Source organism: Chryseobacterium sp. NRRL B-14798, from assembly GCF_050470705.1.
Classification (GTDB): domain Bacteria; phylum Bacteroidota; class Bacteroidia; order Flavobacteriales; family Weeksellaceae; genus Chryseobacterium; species Chryseobacterium cupriresistens.
The window spans coordinates 2,887,658-2,906,238 of the sequence record NZ_JBFLUL010000005.1 but is presented as its reverse complement, the minus strand read 5'-3'; the positions used below and the strand labels follow the sequence as shown (position 1 = coordinate 2,906,238).

The 18,581-nt window shown below is 36.9% G+C and carries 17 protein-coding genes; 13 read left to right on the top strand and 4 right to left on the bottom strand.

Annotated features, from left to right (window positions below; genetic code table 11):
• Nucleotides 1–4 precede the first annotated feature (4 nt).
• Both AB1278_RS13545 and AB1278_RS13540 read right to left on the bottom strand, forming a co-directional pair.
• Nucleotides 5–496 carry a BlaI/MecI/CopY family transcriptional regulator gene (locus AB1278_RS13545; protein ID WP_227941383.1) on the bottom strand — a complete coding sequence of 164 codons (492 nt, stop codon included), beginning with the start codon at nucleotides 494–496 and terminating at the stop codon, nucleotides 5–7.
• A gap of 8 nt (nucleotides 497–504) precedes the next feature.
• Complete coding sequence (locus AB1278_RS13540; RefSeq protein ID WP_429814946.1) at nucleotides 505–1,107, bottom strand: phosphatase PAP2 family protein; 603 nt, start codon at nucleotides 1,105–1,107, stop codon at nucleotides 505–507.
• A 242-nt stretch (nucleotides 1,108–1,349) separates the two neighbouring features.
• Here AB1278_RS13540 and AB1278_RS13535 point away from each other — a divergent pair, with 242 nt between their 5' ends.
• The 11 genes from AB1278_RS13535 to AB1278_RS13485 all read left to right on the top strand — a co-directional run bounded on the left by AB1278_RS13535 (nucleotide 1,350) and on the right by AB1278_RS13485 (nucleotide 11,273).
• Nucleotides 1,350–1,703: an NIPSNAP family protein gene (locus AB1278_RS13535; RefSeq protein ID WP_202844242.1), complete on the top strand. Its 354-nt coding sequence runs from the start codon at nucleotides 1,350–1,352 to the stop codon at nucleotides 1,701–1,703.
• A 317-nt stretch (nucleotides 1,704–2,020) separates the two neighbouring features.
• On the top strand, nucleotides 2,021–3,022 hold the full coding sequence (gene pdhA, locus AB1278_RS13530; protein WP_202842607.1) for a pyruvate dehydrogenase (acetyl-transferring) E1 component subunit alpha: 1,002 nt from the start codon (nucleotides 2,021–2,023) through the stop codon (nucleotides 3,020–3,022).
• Between the two features lie 84 nt (nucleotides 3,023–3,106).
• Nucleotides 3,107–4,705, top strand: coding sequence for a 2-oxo acid dehydrogenase subunit E2 (locus tag AB1278_RS13525; protein WP_429814943.1), 1,599 nt, complete (start codon nucleotides 3,107–3,109; stop codon nucleotides 4,703–4,705).
• Between the two features lie 277 nt (nucleotides 4,706–4,982).
• Nucleotides 4,983–5,651: an ABC transporter ATP-binding protein gene (locus tag AB1278_RS13520; RefSeq protein ID WP_002979895.1), complete on the top strand. Its 669-nt coding sequence runs from the start codon at nucleotides 4,983–4,985 to the stop codon at nucleotides 5,649–5,651.
• Nucleotides 5,652–5,667: 16 nt separating this feature from the next.
• Nucleotides 5,668–6,246 (top strand): murein L,D-transpeptidase catalytic domain-containing protein, encoded by a 579-nt coding sequence (locus AB1278_RS13515; protein ID WP_429814940.1) that lies wholly within the window; start codon nucleotides 5,668–5,670, stop codon nucleotides 6,244–6,246.
• Nucleotides 6,247–6,262: 16 nt separating this feature from the next.
• Complete coding sequence (gene radC / locus AB1278_RS13510; protein ID WP_429814937.1) at nucleotides 6,263–6,940, top strand: RadC family protein; 678 nt, start codon at nucleotides 6,263–6,265, stop codon at nucleotides 6,938–6,940.
• Nucleotides 6,937–7,851, top strand: a complete 915-nt coding sequence (locus AB1278_RS13505; protein WP_429814934.1) for a hypothetical protein — start codon at nucleotides 6,937–6,939, stop codon at nucleotides 7,849–7,851. The genes radC and AB1278_RS13505 overlap by 4 nt, the downstream gene beginning before the upstream one ends.
• Nucleotides 7,852–7,924: 73 nt before the next feature.
• Nucleotides 7,925–8,857 (top strand): phytanoyl-CoA dioxygenase family protein, encoded by a 933-nt coding sequence (locus AB1278_RS13500; RefSeq protein ID WP_429814932.1) that lies wholly within the window; start codon nucleotides 7,925–7,927, stop codon nucleotides 8,855–8,857.
• A 74-nt stretch (nucleotides 8,858–8,931) separates the two neighbouring features.
• Complete coding sequence (locus tag AB1278_RS13495; RefSeq protein ID WP_202842594.1) at nucleotides 8,932–10,107, top strand: hypothetical protein; 1,176 nt, start codon at nucleotides 8,932–8,934, stop codon at nucleotides 10,105–10,107.
• Between the two features lie 24 nt (nucleotides 10,108–10,131).
• Nucleotides 10,132–10,644: a hypothetical protein gene (locus tag AB1278_RS13490; protein WP_137903997.1), complete on the top strand. Its 513-nt coding sequence runs from the start codon at nucleotides 10,132–10,134 to the stop codon at nucleotides 10,642–10,644.
• A 17-nt stretch (nucleotides 10,645–10,661) separates the two neighbouring features.
• Nucleotides 10,662–11,273, top strand: a complete 612-nt coding sequence (locus AB1278_RS13485; protein ID WP_047495607.1) for an inorganic pyrophosphatase — start codon at nucleotides 10,662–10,664, stop codon at nucleotides 11,271–11,273.
• Between the two features lie 82 nt (nucleotides 11,274–11,355).
• Here AB1278_RS13485 and AB1278_RS13480 read toward each other — a convergent pair whose 3' ends face one another.
• Entirely contained in the window at nucleotides 11,356–13,077 is a 1,722-nt protein-coding gene (locus AB1278_RS13480; protein ID WP_429814929.1) for an amidohydrolase, read from the bottom strand.
• Nucleotides 13,078–13,212: 135 nt separating this feature from the next.
• On the opposite strand from AB1278_RS13480, the gene AB1278_RS13475 reads away from it, so the two are divergent.
• Nucleotides 13,213–15,945, top strand: a complete 2,733-nt coding sequence (locus tag AB1278_RS13475; protein WP_429814926.1) for a sodium-translocating pyrophosphatase — start codon at nucleotides 13,213–13,215, stop codon at nucleotides 15,943–15,945.
• Nucleotides 15,946–16,109: 164 nt separating this feature from the next.
• On the opposite strand, the gene AB1278_RS13470 is transcribed toward AB1278_RS13475, so the two are convergent.
• On the bottom strand, nucleotides 16,110–17,249 hold the full coding sequence (locus tag AB1278_RS13470; RefSeq protein ID WP_429814923.1) for an aminotransferase class I/II-fold pyridoxal phosphate-dependent enzyme: 1,140 nt from the start codon (nucleotides 17,247–17,249) through the stop codon (nucleotides 16,110–16,112).
• Between the two features lie 160 nt (nucleotides 17,250–17,409).
• Between AB1278_RS13470 and AB1278_RS13465 the strand changes: the two genes are divergently transcribed.
• Nucleotides 17,410–18,450 carry a M28 family metallopeptidase gene (locus AB1278_RS13465; protein ID WP_429814920.1) on the top strand — a complete coding sequence of 347 codons (1,041 nt, stop codon included), beginning with the start codon at nucleotides 17,410–17,412 and terminating at the stop codon, nucleotides 18,448–18,450.
• Nucleotides 18,451–18,581: the final 131 nt, after the last annotated feature.

The following is an 18,581-nucleotide window of genomic DNA, read 5'->3' as shown; positions in this document are numbered from 1 at the left end:
TAAATTAATCTTTTTTCTTTTTCTTCTTTTTGTCCTTGTCCTTGTCTTTTTCCTTTCCTTTGGTTTTCTTTTCTTTTTTGGGATTCAGGATTTCTTCAGCTACTTCGAACTTAGGTTCTTCAATTTTTGCCGGCTTTATTTCGATTTTAAGATCAAAATAACCTTTCATGTCTTCCTGGGAAATTAATTTTTCACTTAATAAAAGCTCCAGAATTTCCTTTCCTGAATGATTGAAAAAGTTATATGAAAGCTCTTTTAACAGGAATTTTTTATACTCTTCTAAAGGAACAAGCACGCTGTATTTGAAGATTCTTCCTTCTTTTACAGTAGACAGATAGCCTTTTTCAACTAATATTTTCAAATAAGTGGAAACCGTATTCTGGTGTGGTTTCGGTTCCGGATGCTGCTCCATAACGTCCTTCAGATAGAAAGATTCCATTTTCCAAAACAGCTTCATAAAGTTTTCTTCTGCGGCAGTAAGATGATTTATTTTCATAGAGTATTCTAATGTTGAAATTGAATATTGCAATAAAGATAGATAAAAGATACCAGAAAAGCTATTCCAGCCCCCATAAATACTTCTTTTACGGTATGTCTTTTTAAAATGATACGGGTAATTCCGACCAAAACAGCAATTCCCAGCCATACCAGACCCATTTTCCAGTCAAGTGAGAAAAATAATGCTGCTACAAATACATTGAATGCTGTATGCATCGAGCTTTTTATAAAAAAATTGCTGATCTGCAGGGCGAAAAGCAGTACCAGAATAAACAGCATGACAAGATCAATATATCCGTTTTTAATATAATTGAAAAGAAGATAAATGATCACGCAGACTGCAATAAATATATACAGGGTTTTCCTTTGAACACGATTGGAGACATCCATATTGGTATATCTTCCCGTTTTCACATTCCATACCAGCCATACAACAACCGGAATAATGATCATTAATAATACAGGCAGAAAATACAGCATAGAATCCTTAAGAGAATATTCCCTGATGCTCATGTAGGTAAAGAAAATGATCAGAGAGACTAAAGGGTTAAAAAAATCAGAAATGACTTTTGAAATTTTATGTAATAATGAAGACTGTTTTTCTTCCATAATCAAGTTTAAAGGTCAAATATACCATTATAACATCAAAAAACAAGGGGAAGAAGCCGGTTGAATTTGATGGATAAATGCGCTAAGCTTTTTTTACTTTTTTAGATTAATATTAAATTTTGCAGGAAATGTTTTACTTTTAATTGATCAGTTTAATCATCATTATTATGAACACCTATTCACATTCGTATTGGTTATCTTAGGATTTTTTACTTTCGGACAAAAGGTTTTCACGGAAAAATATTTCTTCGCCGCCACCTGTACATCAATTAAGAATTTATGAAATTCCCAAAGAGAACAAGCAGGTTTTTCTGGACCGTTTCAGAGATCATGCTCTGAGAATAATGAAAAAATATGGGTTTACCATTGTGTCTATCTGGGAGTCGGAATTTAAAGATAAAACAGAATTTGTTTATCTGCTTGAATGGAAAGATGAAGCCACTATGAAAACGGCCTGGGAAGGATTTTTGGCAGATCAGGAATGGAAGGAAATTAAAGCAAGAACAGCCAGCCAATATGGCAATTTTGTTAATGAAATTGAAGACAGAACGCTCAAACTTACCGGTTTTTCTCCGAAAAAAAAGCTATTGAAATAACCAAAAGATATATTAACGATAATTAAAGGGGAAGGAAATGGAGAGTGAAGCATAATCATTTCCCTGTATTTTTATCTTGATTGTAATTTCGGAAAAGCCACATTAACAGGCTGATTGCTTAGCTGTCATGATAAGAAAATGATTAATAAAAGGTTGCTTTATGAGAGTTTCAAAGGCTCGAAAATTAAGAATAATCCGTCCGGCCTGCAAGTAGATTTTACAGAAAAATCGAAAAGTTATCTATGTATAGAATAAAAACAAAGTTTTTTTCATAATTTTGCTCAACTATTTCATCATAAAAAAGCAAGAGCTAACACATGAAAGAATTTTCTAAAGAGGTATACCTGAAGTGGTATGAAGATATGACAATGTGGAGAAGGTTTGAAGACAAATGCCGTTCTCTTTACCTAAAACAAAAGATCAGAGGATTTTTACATTTGTATAACGGTCAGGAAGCTATCCCTGCCGGGTTTACACATGCAATGGATCTGACAAAGGACAGTATGATTACTGCTTACAGATGTCACATTCATCCAATGGCGATGGGTGTGGATCCTAAAAGAATCATGGCAGAACTTTGTGGTAAAGCTACAGGGACATCCGGAGGTATGGGTGGATCTATGCACATTTTCAGTAAAGAACACCGTTTTTACGGAGGACATGGTATCGTTGGAGGACAAATTCCTTTAGGTGCAGGTATTGCTTTTGCTGATAAATATTTCGACAGAAAAGCTGTAAACATCTGTTTCTTTGGAGATGGTGCTGCAAGACAAGGTTCTTTACATGAAACTTTCAATATGGCAATGAACTGGAAACTTCCGGTAGTATTTGTTGTGGAAAACAACCAATATGCAATGGGAACTTCTGTAAAAAGAACTGCCAACCACGAAGATATCTATAAATTAGGTTTAGGATACGAAATGCCTTGCCTTGCTGTAGATGCAATGGATCCTGAGAAAGTAGCAGAAGCTGCTTACGAAGCTATTGAAAGAGCAAGAAGAGGAGACGGACCTACATTTATTGAAGCAAGAACTTACCGTTACAGAGGACACTCAATGTCTGATGCTGAGCCATACAGATCTAAAGAAGAAGTAGCTCTTCATAAAAATGATGACCCGATCGAATTGATAAAACATAGAATTTTAGAAAGCGGATGGGCTACAGAAACAGAATTGGAAGCTATCGATAACAAGTCCAGAGACTTTGTTGAAGAGTGTATCGAATTTATGGAAAACTCTCCGTATCCTGATGCAGAAAAAATCTATGAGTATGTATATGCTCAGGAAGACTATCCATTCCTAGACAAATTAGAAAACTAAAAAATAAAAATTAATTTGAAATTTGAAGTTTGAAATTTCTGAAATCTCAAATCTCAAATCTCGAATCTCAAATCAATATAGATTATGGCAGAAGTAATTACGATGCCCCGCCTGTCCGACACAATGACGGAAGGTAAGGTGGCCAAATGGCATAAAAAAGTAGGAGATAAAGTAAAAGAAGGAGATATTTTAGCTGAAATTGAAACTGATAAAGCAGTTCAGGATTTCGAATCTGAAATAGAAGGTACTCTTTTATACGTAGGTGTAGAAGAAGGATCTGCTGCTGCTGTAGACTCTGTTTTAGCTATTATCGGGAATGAAGGAGAAGATATTTCAGGATTGACAGGTGGGGCTGCTGCTCCCGCTGCTGCAACTGAAGAAAAAAAATCAGAAGAACAGCCTAAAGCAGAAACTGCTGCGCCTGCTGCTGCAGAAGTTCCGGCAGGAGTTGAAATTATTACAATGCCGAGACTTTCTGATACAATGACAGAAGGTAAGGTGGCTAAATGGCACAAAAATGTAGGTGATACAGTAAAAGAAGGAGATCTTCTTGCTGAGATCGAAACAGATAAAGCGGTACAGGATTTCGAATCTGAATTCAATGGAGTACTATTGAAGCAAGGTGTAGAAGAAGGAGGTGCTGCTCCGGTTGATTCCGTATTAGCAATCATTGGCCCTGCAGGAACAGATGTTTCCGCTGTAGGGGCTCCAAAAGCTGCGGGTCAGTCAACTGAAAAACCAGCTGAACAAAAAACAACAGAAGCTAAACCAGAAGAAAAAGCTGCTCCGGCTGCCAATTCTTCATCTTCTGACAGAGTGGCAATTTCTCCACTGGCTAAGAAAATGGCTCAGGATAAAGGAGTTGATATCAGCAGTGTTCAGGGATCTGGTGAAAACGGAAGAATCGTTAAAAAAGATATTGAAAACTATCAGCCAGCTGTAAAACAAGCTGCTTCAGCTCCTGCAGCAAGCGCTGCTCCTGTCGCAGTAAGCTTTGTACAGGGTGAAGATACAGAAACTCCAAACTCTCAGGTAAGAAATATTATTGCAAAACGTCTTTCTGAAAGTAAATTCACTGCCCCTCACTACTATCTGATGGTTGAGATCAATATGGATAAGGCAATTGAGGCCAGAAAAGAAATCAATTCTTTACCGGATACCAAGATCTCTTTCAATGATATGATCATTAAAGCCACTGCAATTGCTTTAAGAAAACACCCTCAGGTAAATTCAAGCTGGGCTGGTGATAAGATCATCCACAGAGGAAATATCAATATTGGTGTAGCAGTAGCTATTCCGGACGGATTGGTAGTTCCTGTATTGAAAAATACAGATCAGATGACGTATACCCAGATTTCCGCAGCTGTAAAAGATATGGCATCAAGAGCTAAGAGTAAAGGTCTTAAGGCTAATGAAATGGAAGGATCTACATTCTCTATTTCTAACTTAGGAATGTTCGGAATTGAAACATTTACAAGTATCATCAATCAGCCAAACTCTGCTATCCTTTCAGTAGGAGCGATTATCGAGAAGCCTATCGTTAAAGATGGTCAGATCGTAGTTGGAAACACCATGAAACTTTCATTGGCTTGTGACCACAGAGTGGTAGACGGTGCTACGGGTGCTCAGTTCTTACAAACTTTAAGAACCTATTTAGAAAGTCCATTAACATTGTTACTGTAATTTTCTGAATTGAAAATATTGAAACCTCCCGGACTGGGAGGTTTTTTTGTTTTTTTGGGTAAATGGAAATGATGATGAATGACAAACCTTATAGGTTTAGAAAAAGCTTCTGGTACAAATATTTTTATAAAAAATAAGACTGTAATAATTTAAAAAATTAATAGAAAAGAACTGTATAAGTAGATTGCCGGAATCTAAACATTCAAAAAGTAAAATAAAATACAAACCGCTTCAAAAAGCGGTTTTTTATTTGCAGGCAATTCACTATTTTTGAATCATGATTAAAGCAAGAAATATCCATAAATCTTATGGGAATTTAGAGGTACTGAAAGGAGTTGATATTCATATCAAAACAGGAGAAGTGGTTTCTATTGTAGGAGAATCGGGAGCAGGTAAATCTACACTGCTGCAGATTTTAGGAACACTGGATCATCCCACCCAGTCCGGGAAATACGATACTGAAATTGAAATAGCAGGTGAATCATTTATCAATATGAATGATAAGCAGCTTTCAAAATTCAGAAATCAGAATATCGGTTTCGTATTTCAGTTTCATCAGCTTCTTCCGGAGTTTACCGCGTTGGAAAACGTATTGCTTCCGACAAAAATAGCAGGAGCCAACGAAAGAGAAGCTATCGAAAAGGCTTATGCTTTATTTGAAGATCTGAAGATAGAGCAAAGACTGAATCATAAACCCAACCAGCTTTCTGGTGGAGAAGCGCAAAGGGTAGCGGTGGCAAGGGCTTTAATCAATTCACCGAAAATCATTTTTGCAGATGAGCCTACAGGTAACCTGGATTCCAAGAATGCGGATGATCTTCACAGATTGTTTTTCGATCTGAGAGACAAATACAACCAGACTTTTGTTATTGTAACCCATAACCCTAATCTTGCAGAAATTACAGACCGTAAGCTTGTTATGAAAGACGGAATGATCATAGAGTAGCAGTATACAAAACCGGATGATGAAACACTTTGTTTTTCTTTTTTTAATAGTAATTTCCTGTTCAAAAGCTGACTCCCAGCAGTTGAATCCATTGGGTATTCCTCAGGCAAGGATTTCGGAGATTAAAAATTATATTAAAGGAAAAGAGTACAATCAGGAACTGGCTGTTTTTATCAACTTTAAAATCCCTTCAGGAAAGTATCGCTATTTTATTTATAACCTGAAAAACAATACAATCTTACAGCAGGCTGTTGTCTCTCATGGTTCAGGTTCAGTTATTCCAAAGTCAGATGCTTTAAAATTCAGTAATATTGAAGGATCTTACCAGTCATCCCTTGGAAAATATGCTATTGGAGAAAGCTATGTAGGAAAATTTGGTAAAGCGTATCGGCTGGCAGGTCTGGATTCTACCAACAGTAATGCTATGCAGAGAGCCATTGTTCTCCATTCGTACGGATGTATTCCGGATACTGAATCCCGGAATCCTGCATGTTTAAGTTTAGGCTGTCCTATGCTTTCAATAAATGCTTTTAAAGAAACGGCAAAATATATTGATCAGTCGAAGAAGCCGATCATCTTATATGCATTCTATTAACTTATAATTCCTTTCCATGGCTATAAAATTTCTTGCAGAAGATGACAGACCCAGAGAAAAGTTTTTGCAGAAAGGCAAGAGCTCACTTTCGGATTCTGAGCTGTTGGCAATTATTATGGGAAGTGGAAACAGGGATGAGAATGCTGTAGAGCTTGCAAGAAAAATTCTGAATTCTGTCAATAACAACTGGCATCAGCTAAGTTTGCTATCCGTTAAAGACCTGATGAAATTCAAAGGAATTGGTGCTACAAAAGCTATTTCAATCATTACAGCTTTAGAGATCGGAAAAAGAAGAGCTGTTCAGGAAATTCCTGAAAAAACGGTGATTGGAAACAGTCACGATGCCTATGTCATTCTCAGAAACCAGCTCTCTGACCTGAGAACAGAAGAATTCTGGGCGATTTTCCTTAACAACAGTAATAAAGTGATTCATGTTTCCCAGCTTACCCAGGGAGGAATCAGCCAGTCTATTGTAGATGTAAGAACTCTTTATAAAGCCGCACTGGATCATTTTTCAACCGGCATTATCATTGCCCACAATCACCCTTCCGGAAGCTTAAAACCAAGCCGGGAAGACATCAATATCACACAGAAAATAAAAGAAGCAGGAAATACACTAAGTATTCAGCTTTTAGACCATATTATTGTCACGCAGGATGCTTATTTTAGTTTCTCGGACGCAGGATTGTTATGATTAGAAGATTAAAATACCATGAAATTGACTTTGTAAAATATGCTCAGTGTTTAGAAAATTCCGAGCAGAGAAAATATTCTGCTACAAAGCATTTCTTAGATACTACTTCTACAATGCCCTGGGAAATTCTTGTTTATAAAGATTACCAAGCAGTAATGCCTGTTCCTTTCGTAAGAAAATATGGAATGAAAATCGTGCACAACCCTAAGCTTTGTCAGCAGCTTGGTGTTTTTTCCGTTAAAGATGATGTGGATCTTAATGAGGCTTTTCTGGAATATCTGGAAAAAAACTATATGATCAGGGCATATCCTTTCAATGATGTCAATCAGCTTCGTACAAAGATCAGAATCAAGAAGAATTTTTTACTGTATCCTGATGCTTATGAGAAAGTATATTCGAGATATTCACCCAAAAGAAAAAGAAAACTTCGGTTAGATGAAGCGGTTTTAAAAGAATCAGAAATTAAAACAATCCCTTACGATAAAGCTAAAGCTTTTATTGAAGCGAATACTATAGGGCTGAGCAAAGAAAATGATCTCGGAGAATTCATGAGGATCTTTGAAAGTTTTCATCATCTTGGTTACCTCAAATTTACGGCATTTTACTATCAGCATAAGATTATCAATATAATTGCTACCTATACGGACTGTGGTATGGTAGCGCTTTTAGGAAATTTTAATGATAAAGACTATGTCAGATTATCAGGAGCATCCGTATTGATTGATCATGTCATTAAAGAGAACATTGCAACTCATATATTTGATTTTGAAGGAGGAGAACTCCCCAATATTGAGGAATTTTTCCGTGGATTCCGGCCGGAATTAAGGCCTTACGGAATTATTGAGAATTCAAAAAAAAACCTTTTCAAAAAGTTAGGATATCTTATATTGAGAGGAAAGTCTTTTTTATGATGAAAAGCATTGTTTAGATTGGTTCTAATTAAGTAATATTCCGTAACTTTATAAAATCCTTAGTAAAACAGTTATGTTACAACAGATTCGTCAGTACAAATTATCATACATGCTTTATAACTTGTTTAAAAAGAATAAATTAAAGCATAATATTCCATTATATAAAAAATACGGAATCAATAAAAACTATTTTTCAAGTATTTCTAGCAAGGATTTTGCCCACCTTCCGACCAGCGAAAGGACACTGGATTATACAAAATTGAAGGAAACCCCTTTTTTTAAGAAGCTTTCTGAAGAAAATAAAGAAAGTGCTCTTCAGTATGATGAGAATGGGTATATGATTCTGAGAAATTTCCTTAGTCCGGAAACAGCAGATCAAATCAATACTGAAATTGATAAATTGATGAAGGATGGGACTTTGAAATTTATTTACGGAGGAAAGCTGATGTTTGCAATCCATCACTCAGAAATCATTAAAAATATTGGAAGTGATAAAGAACTGTTAGACTTTTTATCTGTTTTACTGGACGGAAAATCCAAGCTTTTCCAAAGTATCAACTTCATCAACGGCAGCCAGCAGAAAACCCATTCTGACAGTATTCACATGACTACTTATCCATTGGGAGGACTGCTTGGAGTATGGATTGCCCTGGAAGATGTAGACGAAAGTAACGGAGCGCTTCATTATATTCCTAAAAGTCATAAGCTTCCTTATTTCCTGAATTCCGATTATGATAATGAAGGCACAGCCCTGAAAATAGGAAAGAAAAGCTACAGAGCCTATGAAACCTTTCTGGAAGATAAAGTAAAAGAATTAGGCTTACAGAAAGAAATTTTTAAAGCCAAAAAAGGAGATCTACTGATCTGGCACGCCAATATTCTTCATGGCGGAGAACCTCACACAGATAAGAACAGAACGAGGAAAAGTCTTGTCTATCATTTTTTTGATGAAAATAGTGTGTGCTATCATGAAGTAACACAAAGACCCGCCCTGTTTGAACTTTAGGGAACTTTCATAAAAACTTTCTTTAGGCATTTTAAATGATAGTTTTTTTACATTTGTATCCTTAATATCAGTGTATGGGAAAAAAGAAGAATATTCTTGTTTTTATATTTTCAATCTATGTATGCATGATGTCATACTACCTGTATACCCATCATTACTACAATACTGATATGGAAGCCTATATGGGACTCATCTATAAAACGGAATGTCCTGAAATGAAAATTGAAGAAATTCATCAGAAGGTATATGACGAACTGAGAGAAAAAAGTCCTGATTTCGCGGGACTTGGTCCTGTTAATCCAATGGCTGAGGAAGTAGCAAAAGGGGAGAGCACTTACTATAAAATCATCTCGCAAAATCCCAAAGCCTACGAAGAAGAGCTGCAGCTTTTTGTGGTGAAACCTTTTTATAATTTTATAAGCTGGTCATTATTCAAATTAGGTTTCAGTGCTTCTGCTTCCATCTCTTTGATTTCAGTTATCTCTTATGCTTTGATTCTAGTTCTGATTTTCAGCTTTTTGATAAAAATTCTGAGAAATTATCCTCTTGCCTTTATCCTTACTGTTTTAATTTCACTGTTCAAGCCTTTGCCGGAATCGGCCCGGCATGTTTCAGCAGATTCCTTATCATGCTTGCTGCTTCTTTTGAGCTTTTATGTATTTTTAGTGAGAAAAAATTTCTTTTTCGCAAGCATATTGGCTATGCTGTGTGTGCTTACGAGGCCGGAATATTTTATATTCTATTCATTCCTGTACGCCCTTATTTATTTTTATAGAAATAACTTTCAGATTAAAACAGGTTCATTACTGGTAGCATACGGATATATATTTCTTTCCTTCTTTTTAATACAGGCTTTTAATCAGGTTTCTTGGTCTGCACTCTTTATGAATCAGTTTACCAAAGTTCAGATTTATCCTGTGTCACAGCCTGATCCGTTTTCCTTTGAAGATTATATTCACTTTATTAAAAGTAATGTAATGTTAGAGTTCAATTCTTCCTACTTTCCAATCTTATTGATTTTTATTGTAATCATTTTAGCCAATCGTTTCTCATTTTACAATAAAAAGAACCAGGCTCAGCTCTTGTTTTTCGCTGTTATTTACACAACTGTCATGCTGAGATTTTTGGTTTTTCCGTCTCTGGTAAACAGGATGATGCTTGGCTTTTATCTTATAATTATCCTTGCATTGGTCTATATACAAATTTCTAAAGTGGATATCTTTAAAAACTCTTTAGAAGACGGAAAATAATTAGTAATTTTGCAGTCTAAAATTATGACGAGTCTATCAGGATATTTACCCTATGCATTTGCATTGATTATTGCAATTCCTTTTCTGGTTTTGCTCAGACAATTTGTACACTCATATATTACTCTTAAGAACCAGGAAATCAAATTACTTAGTGTGAAATCCAATTCAGAGAACAAAGCACATTCCTATGAAAGAATGACCTTGTTTCTGGACAGAATGAAACCATCAAACCTTATACAGAGGTTCGACAGGGGACTGGCTGTTCATGAGTTTATTTTCCTGACTGAAAAGGCGATCAATGAAGAATTTGAATACAACTCTTCACAGCAGTTATACATTACAAAAAACTCCTGGAAGAATATCGTAGACTCAAAAAATGCAATTATAGAACTGCTTCATAAAACTTATGACGGGTTAAAAGGAGAAGTTCAGCTGGATGAATTCAAAACGATTTTCATCATGAACTATATGGAAGGCAACGACTATATTGCTGAAACCATTGAAGATTTAAGAAAAGAAATTTTAATAATAACTTAAAAATTAACAGATAAATAATGATTCCAAATTTTAAAGCACATCCATGGCACGGAATTTCTGCAGGAGAAGATGCGCCAAATGTTGTAAACGTATTTGTGGAAATTGTTCCTTCAGATACTATTAAATATGAAGTAGATAAAGAAACAGGATATTTAAAGGTAGACAGGCCGCAGAAATTCTCTAACATTATCCCTGCTTTATATGGTTTTGTTCCTAGAACTTACTGCCACAATGAAGTAATGAAACTTGCTATAGAGGCTGGAGCTGATGATGTAACGATGGGAGATCATGACCCGCTTGATATCTGTGTTTTAAGTTCTCACAACATCCATGCAGGAGGTTTATTGATGGAAGCTATTCCAATCGGTGGTTTCAAAATGATCGACGGTGGTGAAGCGGATGATAAAATTGTTGCTGTAATGATCAATGACCACGCTTTCGGACACTTCAGAGATATTTCTGAATTACCGGAAGCAGAAGTAAAAAGATTAATGCACTACTTCCTTACCTATAAAAACTTACCGGATGAGCCTGCAAAATGCAGAATCCAGGAAGTTTACGGAGCTGAGCACGCAAGAAAAGTGATCAAAGCTTCTCAGGCTGATTACGCAGAAAAATTCGGAGGATAAGATTTTCTTCCCAACGCATACAAAAAAGCAGATGAAAATTCATCTGCTTTTTCTTTGTGAATATTTTATGATATCAATAAATTCAGTTTCTTTTGTATACGGAATTTCCTTCTTTTATCGTTTCAAGCACCTTAATATTTCTGAGATTTTCAGGGCTTATCGTTAAAGGATTCTGATCAAGAATAACAAAGTCAGCCATTTTACCTGCTTTAATAGAACCTTTTTTATTTTCTTCCTGCAACTGATAGGCTCCGTTAATGGTAATCGCTTTTAAAGCTTCCATGGGAGTGATTCTTTCATTAGGTCCTAAGATCATTCCCGAACGCGTCTTTCTATTCACTGCTGCATAAACTGCGGTAATCAGATCGGGTGGTGTAACCGGAGCGTCATGATGAATGGTAAAAATAATTCCTGCTTTTAATGCTGAATTTGCCGGGCTTATAAAAGAAGCTCTTTCAGGGCCGAAAACACTTGAATAATGCCAGTCTCCCCATAAATACGCATGAGTAGAAAAGTAAGAAGGAATTACCCCCAATTCTTTTATTTTTTGAATGTGATCCGGGCGGCTGTTTTGTACATGAATTAAGGTTGCCCGCAATTCCGGATGGTAAATATTTTCATCTTTTAACCTTTTAATAACCCGTATAGCCTGATCTATTGCAGCATCTCCATTCACATGAAGCTGTGCGGTTATATGATTCTGGAAAAGTGTTTTCAGGTCGTTATATAACGTTTCATCCGTAAAGATGGGAAATCCTTTGTAATCTGTAGATTGACCTTCAGGTGGAACTAAATAAGGCTGAGTGAGCCAGGCCGTTTTACCTTGTGGAGAACCGTCATCAGAAAATTTGAACCCGGCCAGTTTCAAGCGGTTTTCATATTTCATATATTTTGGTCTGAAACTGTTGAAATCCTTTTTGAAATATTCATAATCGGGAAAGTATACAACATCAGCTTTAAAAAGATGTTGAGATGCTGCCTTTTCTAACAGAGCAACACTTTCGCCCATTGTTCTCCCATCACAAATGGTAGTCTGTCCATAGCTGAGCCATTCATCCTGAGCCTTCATCAGGTTTTCCATGGCGTGAGCCTGAGGATCTTTGCCTGTATTCATTTTTTCCGTTAAGGTCAATAAAGCAGTGAAACTGGCATTCTCTTCTAGTTTTCCGTTCAGTTTTCCTGTTTTTTTGTCCCTGCCAATGTGTCCTCCTTCAGGATCTTTTGATGACTCTGTTATTCCCAGCAGTTGTAACATGGCGCTGTTTGCAACGCTGGCATGGCCCGAAGCATGAATAACAATAATAGGATTGGTTTTGCTGATGGCATCCAGTTCTGTTTTTGTAGGATGACGATGCTCTGTCATAATTGCATCATCATAACCATTTCCGATAATGGGCTGCTGACCGTTAATTTTATTGTTTTTGATATAGTTTTTAATTGTATTCTGCAAATCTTTGATTGAATTCACCGTGCCATAGGGTTCGGGAGACAGATCTACAGCATCCATAATTCCTGCTCTTGAAGTAAGATGCCCATGAACATCTATAAAACCGGGAAGAAGGGTTTTTCCATTTAAATTAATCATTTTGGTGGCCGGCTCTGAAAAACGTTCTGCCTCCGATTTTGTTCCGGCAAAAAGTATTTTCCCGTCTTTAACTGCTACTGCTTCAACTTGCGGAAGAGAATCCTCCATGGTTATAATAGGACCTCCAAAATAGAGTATTTCAGCTTTTTCTTTAGGTATCTTATTATGACAACTGCTTATGCTTACAGATAAAAAAAGTGTATATAAAATCCTTTTCATAAATAATTAATTCAAATTGTGGTGAGAAACAAATTTACAAAATAATAGATTATTATTAGTGAATTTTATTGCGTGTTTATAATTTCATTATATTTATAAGACTAATCTCAATTTTTTAATATAAAATAATAAACTATGGATCTATTTGTGTTAGTGCCAATTTTTGGTGTCATAGCTTTGCTTTATACATTTCTTCAGAGCAGCTGGGTCAATAAACAGAATGCCGGAAATGAAAAAATGAAAACAATCAGCGGCCACATTGCAGATGGCGCAATGGCTTTTCTAAAGGCTGAATACAAAATCTTAACGTACTTTGTTGTAGTCGTTGCCATTTTACTGGCAGTGATGGGGTCAAGTAATGCCAATTCACACTGGAGTATAGGAATTGCCTTTGTAGTAGGTGCTATTTTCTCAGCATGTGCAGGTTTTATCGGAATGAAAATCGCTACCAAAGCTAATGTCAGAACAGCTGAAGCGGCAAGAACTTCACTATCAAAAGCCCTTAAAGTATCTTTTACCGGAGGTTCTGTGATGGGAATGGGAGTAGCTGGCCTTGCTGTTTTAGGATTAGGTGCTTTATTTCTGATCATTAAGCAGATTTTTGCCCCTGAAGCTACCGTAGATTCCCACGAAATGGAAAGAACCATTGAAATTCTCACCGGATTTTCTCTGGGTGCTGAATCTATCGCCCTTTTTGCAAGAGTAGGAGGCGGTATTTATACAAAAGCGGCAGACGTAGGTGCTGACCTTGTGGGAAAAGTGGAAGCCGGAATTCCAGAAGACGATCCCCGAAACCCGGCTACCATTGCAGATAATGTGGGAGACAATGTAGGAGACGTTGCTGGAATGGGAGCAGACCTTTTCGGATCGTATGTGGCGACAGTTCTTGCCACGATGGTATTAGGTAGAGAAACTGTTTCTGATGATGCCTTCGGAGGCTTTGCCCCGATTCTTTTACCGATGCTGATTGCAGGAACGGGAATTATATTTTCAATGATCGGAACTTTATTTGTAAAAATTAATGATAATGAAGGTTCATCCACTTCCAGCGTACAGAATGCATTAAATCTTGGAAACTGGGGAAGTATTGTGATTACGGCTATTGCTTCCTATTTCCTGGTAACGTATATCCTTCCTGAAAAAATGGTTTTAAGAGGACATGAGTTTACTAAAATGGGTGTTTTCGGAGCGATAATGGTGGGATTAGTAGTAGGAACCTTAATGAGTATCATTACAGAATATTATACAGCCATGGGAAAAAGACCGGTTTCCAGTATTGTGAGACAGTCTTCTACAGGGCACGCAACCAATATTATCGGCGGACTTTCCGTTGGGATGGAATCTACTTTACTTCCCATCATTGTACTGGCAGGAGGAATCTATGGTTCTTATCTGTGTGCCGGACTTTACGGAGTGGCCATTGCCGCAGCTGGAATGATGGCTACCACAGCAATGCAGCTTGCTATTGATGCTTTCGGACCTATTGCAGACAATGCCGGAGGTATTGCAGAAATGAGTGAGCTTCCCAAAGAAGTACGTGAAAAAACAGATATTCTGGATGCTGTAGGAAATACAACGGCTGCTACCGGAAAAGGATTTGCCATTGCTTCAGCTGCTCTGACTGCTTTAGCATTATTTGCAGCATTTGTAGGAATCGCAGGAATTGATGGTATCGACATTTATAGAGCAGACGTTCTTGCCGGACTTTTTGTCGGAGGAATGATTCCGTTTATCTTCTCCTCATTGGCGATCACCGCAGTAGGACAGGCTGCCATGGCCATGGTAGAAGAAGTAAGAAGACAGTTCCGCGAAATTCCGGGAATCCTGGAAGGAAAAGCACAGCCCGAATATGAAAAATGTGTTGCCATTTCTACCGATGCGTCCATCAGAAAAATGATGCTTCCCGGCGCAATTGCCATCGTTTCTCCTTTATTAATAGGATTTATTTTTGGTCCCGAAGTACTGGGAGGATTCCTGGCTGGTGCTACAGTATGCGGCGTTTTGATGGGAATGTTCCAGAACAATGCAGGCGGAGCCTGGGATAATGCCAAAAAATCATTTGAAAAAGGAGTTGACATCAATGGTCAGACTTATTATAAAGGCTCAGAACCTCACAAAGCATCTGTGACAGGTGATACGGTGGGAGATCCGTTTAAAGATACATCAGGACCATCGATGAATATTCTGATTAAATTAATGTCAATTGTTTCTCTGGTAATTGCACCTACTTTGGCTGTTTTGCATAAAGATAAAATTGAAGCCAACAGAAAAGCAAAAATTGAAAGTCTTACAGGAGTTTCCGGTATGGCATCAGCTGTAAGTGGCGATACTCCGATCATTACTGCTGTTCCCGGAGAAATTAAAGGATATCTTAACGAAAACGGGGACTTTGTGTATGAAACAGGAAATCTTCAGAAAATAAAACTGAATGGAGGAAAAACAATTGCCATAGGTGATGGAAGCCAGCTTTACCAACTTTATAATGTGGTGAAACAAAAAGATAAATCGGCTTTAGATCCCAATAAATGGTACACCATTGAAAACCTTTATTTTGAAACAGGTTCCAGCGATCTGAAAGTGGAATCCGCACTTCAGCTCAATACGCTGGCAGAAATTTTAAATGCTTATCCCGATCTGAAAATAAAATTGGGCGGATATACAGACAACAGTGGTAACGAGGACAGTAACCTTAAATTATCCAATCTGAGAGCGCAGACAGCCAAACTCAAACTGCTTGAGCTAGGTATTGCAGCAGACAGAATAGAAGCAGAGGGATACGGATCACAATATCCTGTATGTAAAGGCAATGATACTGATGAATGTAAAGCAAAAAACAGGAGAATTGATGTAAGAGTATTGGCTCTTTAAAATCAAAGCATAAATAGTACAAAAGCATCGCCAGGGCGATGCTTTTGTAGATTATAAAACGAAACTCACACAAATAAATATCTACAATCATCTGTGAAAATCTGCGCAATCTGTGGTTAAAAAAAGCATCTGTGCAATCTGTGGGAAAAACAACTGCAGCAACATCAAAGATTCCTTTTCAAATGCTCCAGGGCCTGAATGATCAATTCATCTTTTTTAGCAAAACTAAACCTGATATAATCTGAATTGTCTCTGGAATTATAAAAAGCAGAAAGTGGGAGACAGGAAACTTTTTTCTCTATCGTAAGCCATTTTGAAAACTCTACATCTGTCATGCTTTTAGAAATACTCCTGAAATTTACAACCTGGAAAACACTTCCTTCCGCTTGTTGTTCAATCTGAAAAGGGGTTTCCTTCATCATTTCATTAAAAATATCTCTTTTCTTCTGCATGAGTTTTTTATTGATAAGCGGATCAAATACATCAAGATATTTGGCGATGGCATATTGTGCCGGAGCATTGGCACTGTAAGAAATATACTGTTGATGACATTGAAATCTTGTTGTTAAAACTTCTGAAGCAAGCATATAACTCACTTTCCATCCCGAAGTATGAAACATTTTACCAAAAGAAAAAATACAGAAAGTCTTTTTCCTGAGTTCAGGATGGATGAAAGAACTGTAATGTTCAGTTTCATCATAACAATAAGTATCATATATTTCTTCTGAAATCAAATAAATATCACGGTCTTTGATCAGTTCATAGAGCTGATTCCAGTCTTCTTTTTTCCATATTTTTCCGGTTGGATTCTGGGGAGAGTTGACAATGACTGCTCTTGTCTTTTCAGTAATACAGTCTTTAAACAGATCCCAATCTATGGTAAAATCACCATCAAGATCATAATAAACAGGAATTCCTCTATTCATAACAACAGCTGGCCCATAAGTGTAGTATGAAGGTTGAATAATGATAACTTCATTACCTTGATTCAGAATTGATTTAAGTGCAGTATATAAAGCAAAGGTTGCACAGGGTACAATCGTGATTTCCTTTGTGGTAACCGTTATTTGATGAATTCGTTTTGCATTGAATCTGATAATGCTCTCCATCAGCAGAGGATTGCCTGCAAGAGGTTCATAGTGATGCGTGTTGTGCTCAGCAGCTTCCTTTAAAAATACTTTCAGGCGTTCATCAATATCAAAATCGGGAAGTCCCAGAGAAAGATCAAAGCTTCCGTGCCTGGCTGCCAGCTCGGACATTTCCGTAAAAAAGGAATAATGAGTAAATCCGTAAATTTCTTTCACTTATTTTGTATTTTTATCAAATATAATAAAATTTTAATATCAAAATTATACTTAGGCCTATGTGTTGGTAGATTTGTAATGAACTGCATATTATTTTGTCCTGTTGATTATCAATGCGGGGATTCAATAAAAATTGTTATTTTTAAGAAATTTATTCTTTATGAAAAAAATACTTATCCCGTTATTGGCCATGGCGGTAGTAACCAGTTGCGGAACGGCAAAAATAGCTGACGGAAGCGCGCCACATTCTGTTTCAACAAAACATAACAAAGCATTTAACAATGCCTATAAAGAGATTAATGCAGAGGATTTAAAGAAAAACCTGTACGTTATTGCAGCAGATGATATGGAAGGGCGCGATACCGGAAGCAAGGGGCAGAAAAAAGCGGGTGAGTATATGATTAATTATTACAAAAATCTGGGTATTGCAGCTCCTAAAGCATTAGGATCTTACTATCAGAAAGTGCCGTCTGAATTCATGAAGAAAAGAGGTGGTGGCAATCTTCCTGATTCTGAAAATATTTTAGCGTTTATTGAAGGAAGTGAAAAGCCGGACGAGATTGTAGTGGTTTCAGCACATTATGACCATGTAGGTACAAAAAATGGAGTGGTATACAACGGAGCAGATGATGACGGAAGCGGAACCGTTGCTGTAATGGAAATAGCCAAAGCATTTCAGCAAGCTAAAAAAGCAGGAAAAGGGCCTAAAAGATCAATCCTGTTTCTCCATGTTACAGGAGAAGAACATGGACTTTTCGGTTCAGAATATTATTCCGAAAACCCTGTTTTTCCATTAGCCAATACCGTTGTTGACCTTAATATTGATATGATCGGACGTGATGATCCTGCCAACAGAGGTAAGCAATATGTTTATGTAATTGGTTCTGATATGTTAAGCTCTCAGCTTAAAGTCATTAACGAAGCAGCTAACAAAAGGACCAACAACCTGGAACTGAATTACAAATACGATGACTTGAATGATCCTGAACAATTGTATTACCGTTCAGACCACTATAATTTTGCCAAGCATAATATTCCTGTAGCCTTCTTCTTTGACGGTATTCACGAAGACTATCACAAACCAAGTGACGATCCCGAAAAGATTGATTATCAGTTATTGGAAAAAAGAACCCAGCTTATTTTTACCACAGCATGGGATATTGCCAACAGGGAAGAAAGAATTGTGGTTGACAGAAAATAATTATTAATTTTAGATTACACTGAAATACATTGGTAGGCCCAAAGGCATAAAGTATCTTTTATTTATAGCGCTTTGAACATGATCAAATTTTATCGAAAATAAAATCCTTGCGCCTTAAAAACTTCATCATA

Excerpts from the sequence above, each read along its gene's own strand:
- AB1278_RS13505 (WP_429814934.1), top strand. The coding sequence starts at position 6,937 with ATGATTAGAAGATTAAAATACCATGAAATTGACTTTGTAAAATATGCT.
- AB1278_RS13545 (WP_227941383.1), bottom strand. The coding sequence starts at position 496 with ATGAAAATAAATCATCTTACTGCCGCAGAAGAAAACTTTATGAAGCTG.
- AB1278_RS13495 (WP_202842594.1), top strand. The coding sequence starts at position 8,932 with ATGGGAAAAAAGAAGAATATTCTTGTTTTTATATTTTCAATCTATGTA.
- AB1278_RS13525 (WP_429814943.1), top strand. The coding sequence starts at position 3,107 with ATGGCAGAAGTAATTACGATGCCCCGCCTGTCCGACACAATGACGGAA.
- AB1278_RS13490 (WP_137903997.1), top strand. The coding sequence starts at position 10,132 with ATGACGAGTCTATCAGGATATTTACCCTATGCATTTGCATTGATTATT.
- AB1278_RS13520 (WP_002979895.1), top strand. The coding sequence starts at position 4,983 with ATGATTAAAGCAAGAAATATCCATAAATCTTATGGGAATTTAGAGGTA.
- radC (WP_429814937.1), top strand. The coding sequence starts at position 6,263 with ATGGCTATAAAATTTCTTGCAGAAGATGACAGACCCAGAGAAAAGTTT.
- AB1278_RS13485 (WP_047495607.1), top strand. The coding sequence starts at position 10,662 with ATGATTCCAAATTTTAAAGCACATCCATGGCACGGAATTTCTGCAGGA.
- AB1278_RS13515 (WP_429814940.1), top strand. The coding sequence starts at position 5,668 with ATGATGAAACACTTTGTTTTTCTTTTTTTAATAGTAATTTCCTGTTCA.
- AB1278_RS13500 (WP_429814932.1), top strand. The coding sequence starts at position 7,925 with ATGTTACAACAGATTCGTCAGTACAAATTATCATACATGCTTTATAAC.
- AB1278_RS13475 (WP_429814926.1), top strand. The coding sequence starts at position 13,213 with ATGGATCTATTTGTGTTAGTGCCAATTTTTGGTGTCATAGCTTTGCTT.
- AB1278_RS13465 (WP_429814920.1), top strand. The coding sequence starts at position 17,410 with ATGAAAAAAATACTTATCCCGTTATTGGCCATGGCGGTAGTAACCAGT.
- AB1278_RS13540 (WP_429814946.1), bottom strand. The coding sequence starts at position 1,107 with ATGGAAGAAAAACAGTCTTCATTATTACATAAAATTTCAAAAGTCATT.
- AB1278_RS13480 (WP_429814929.1), bottom strand. The coding sequence starts at position 13,077 with ATGAAAAGGATTTTATATACACTTTTTTTATCTGTAAGCATAAGCAGT.
- pdhA (WP_202842607.1), top strand. The coding sequence starts at position 2,021 with ATGAAAGAATTTTCTAAAGAGGTATACCTGAAGTGGTATGAAGATATG.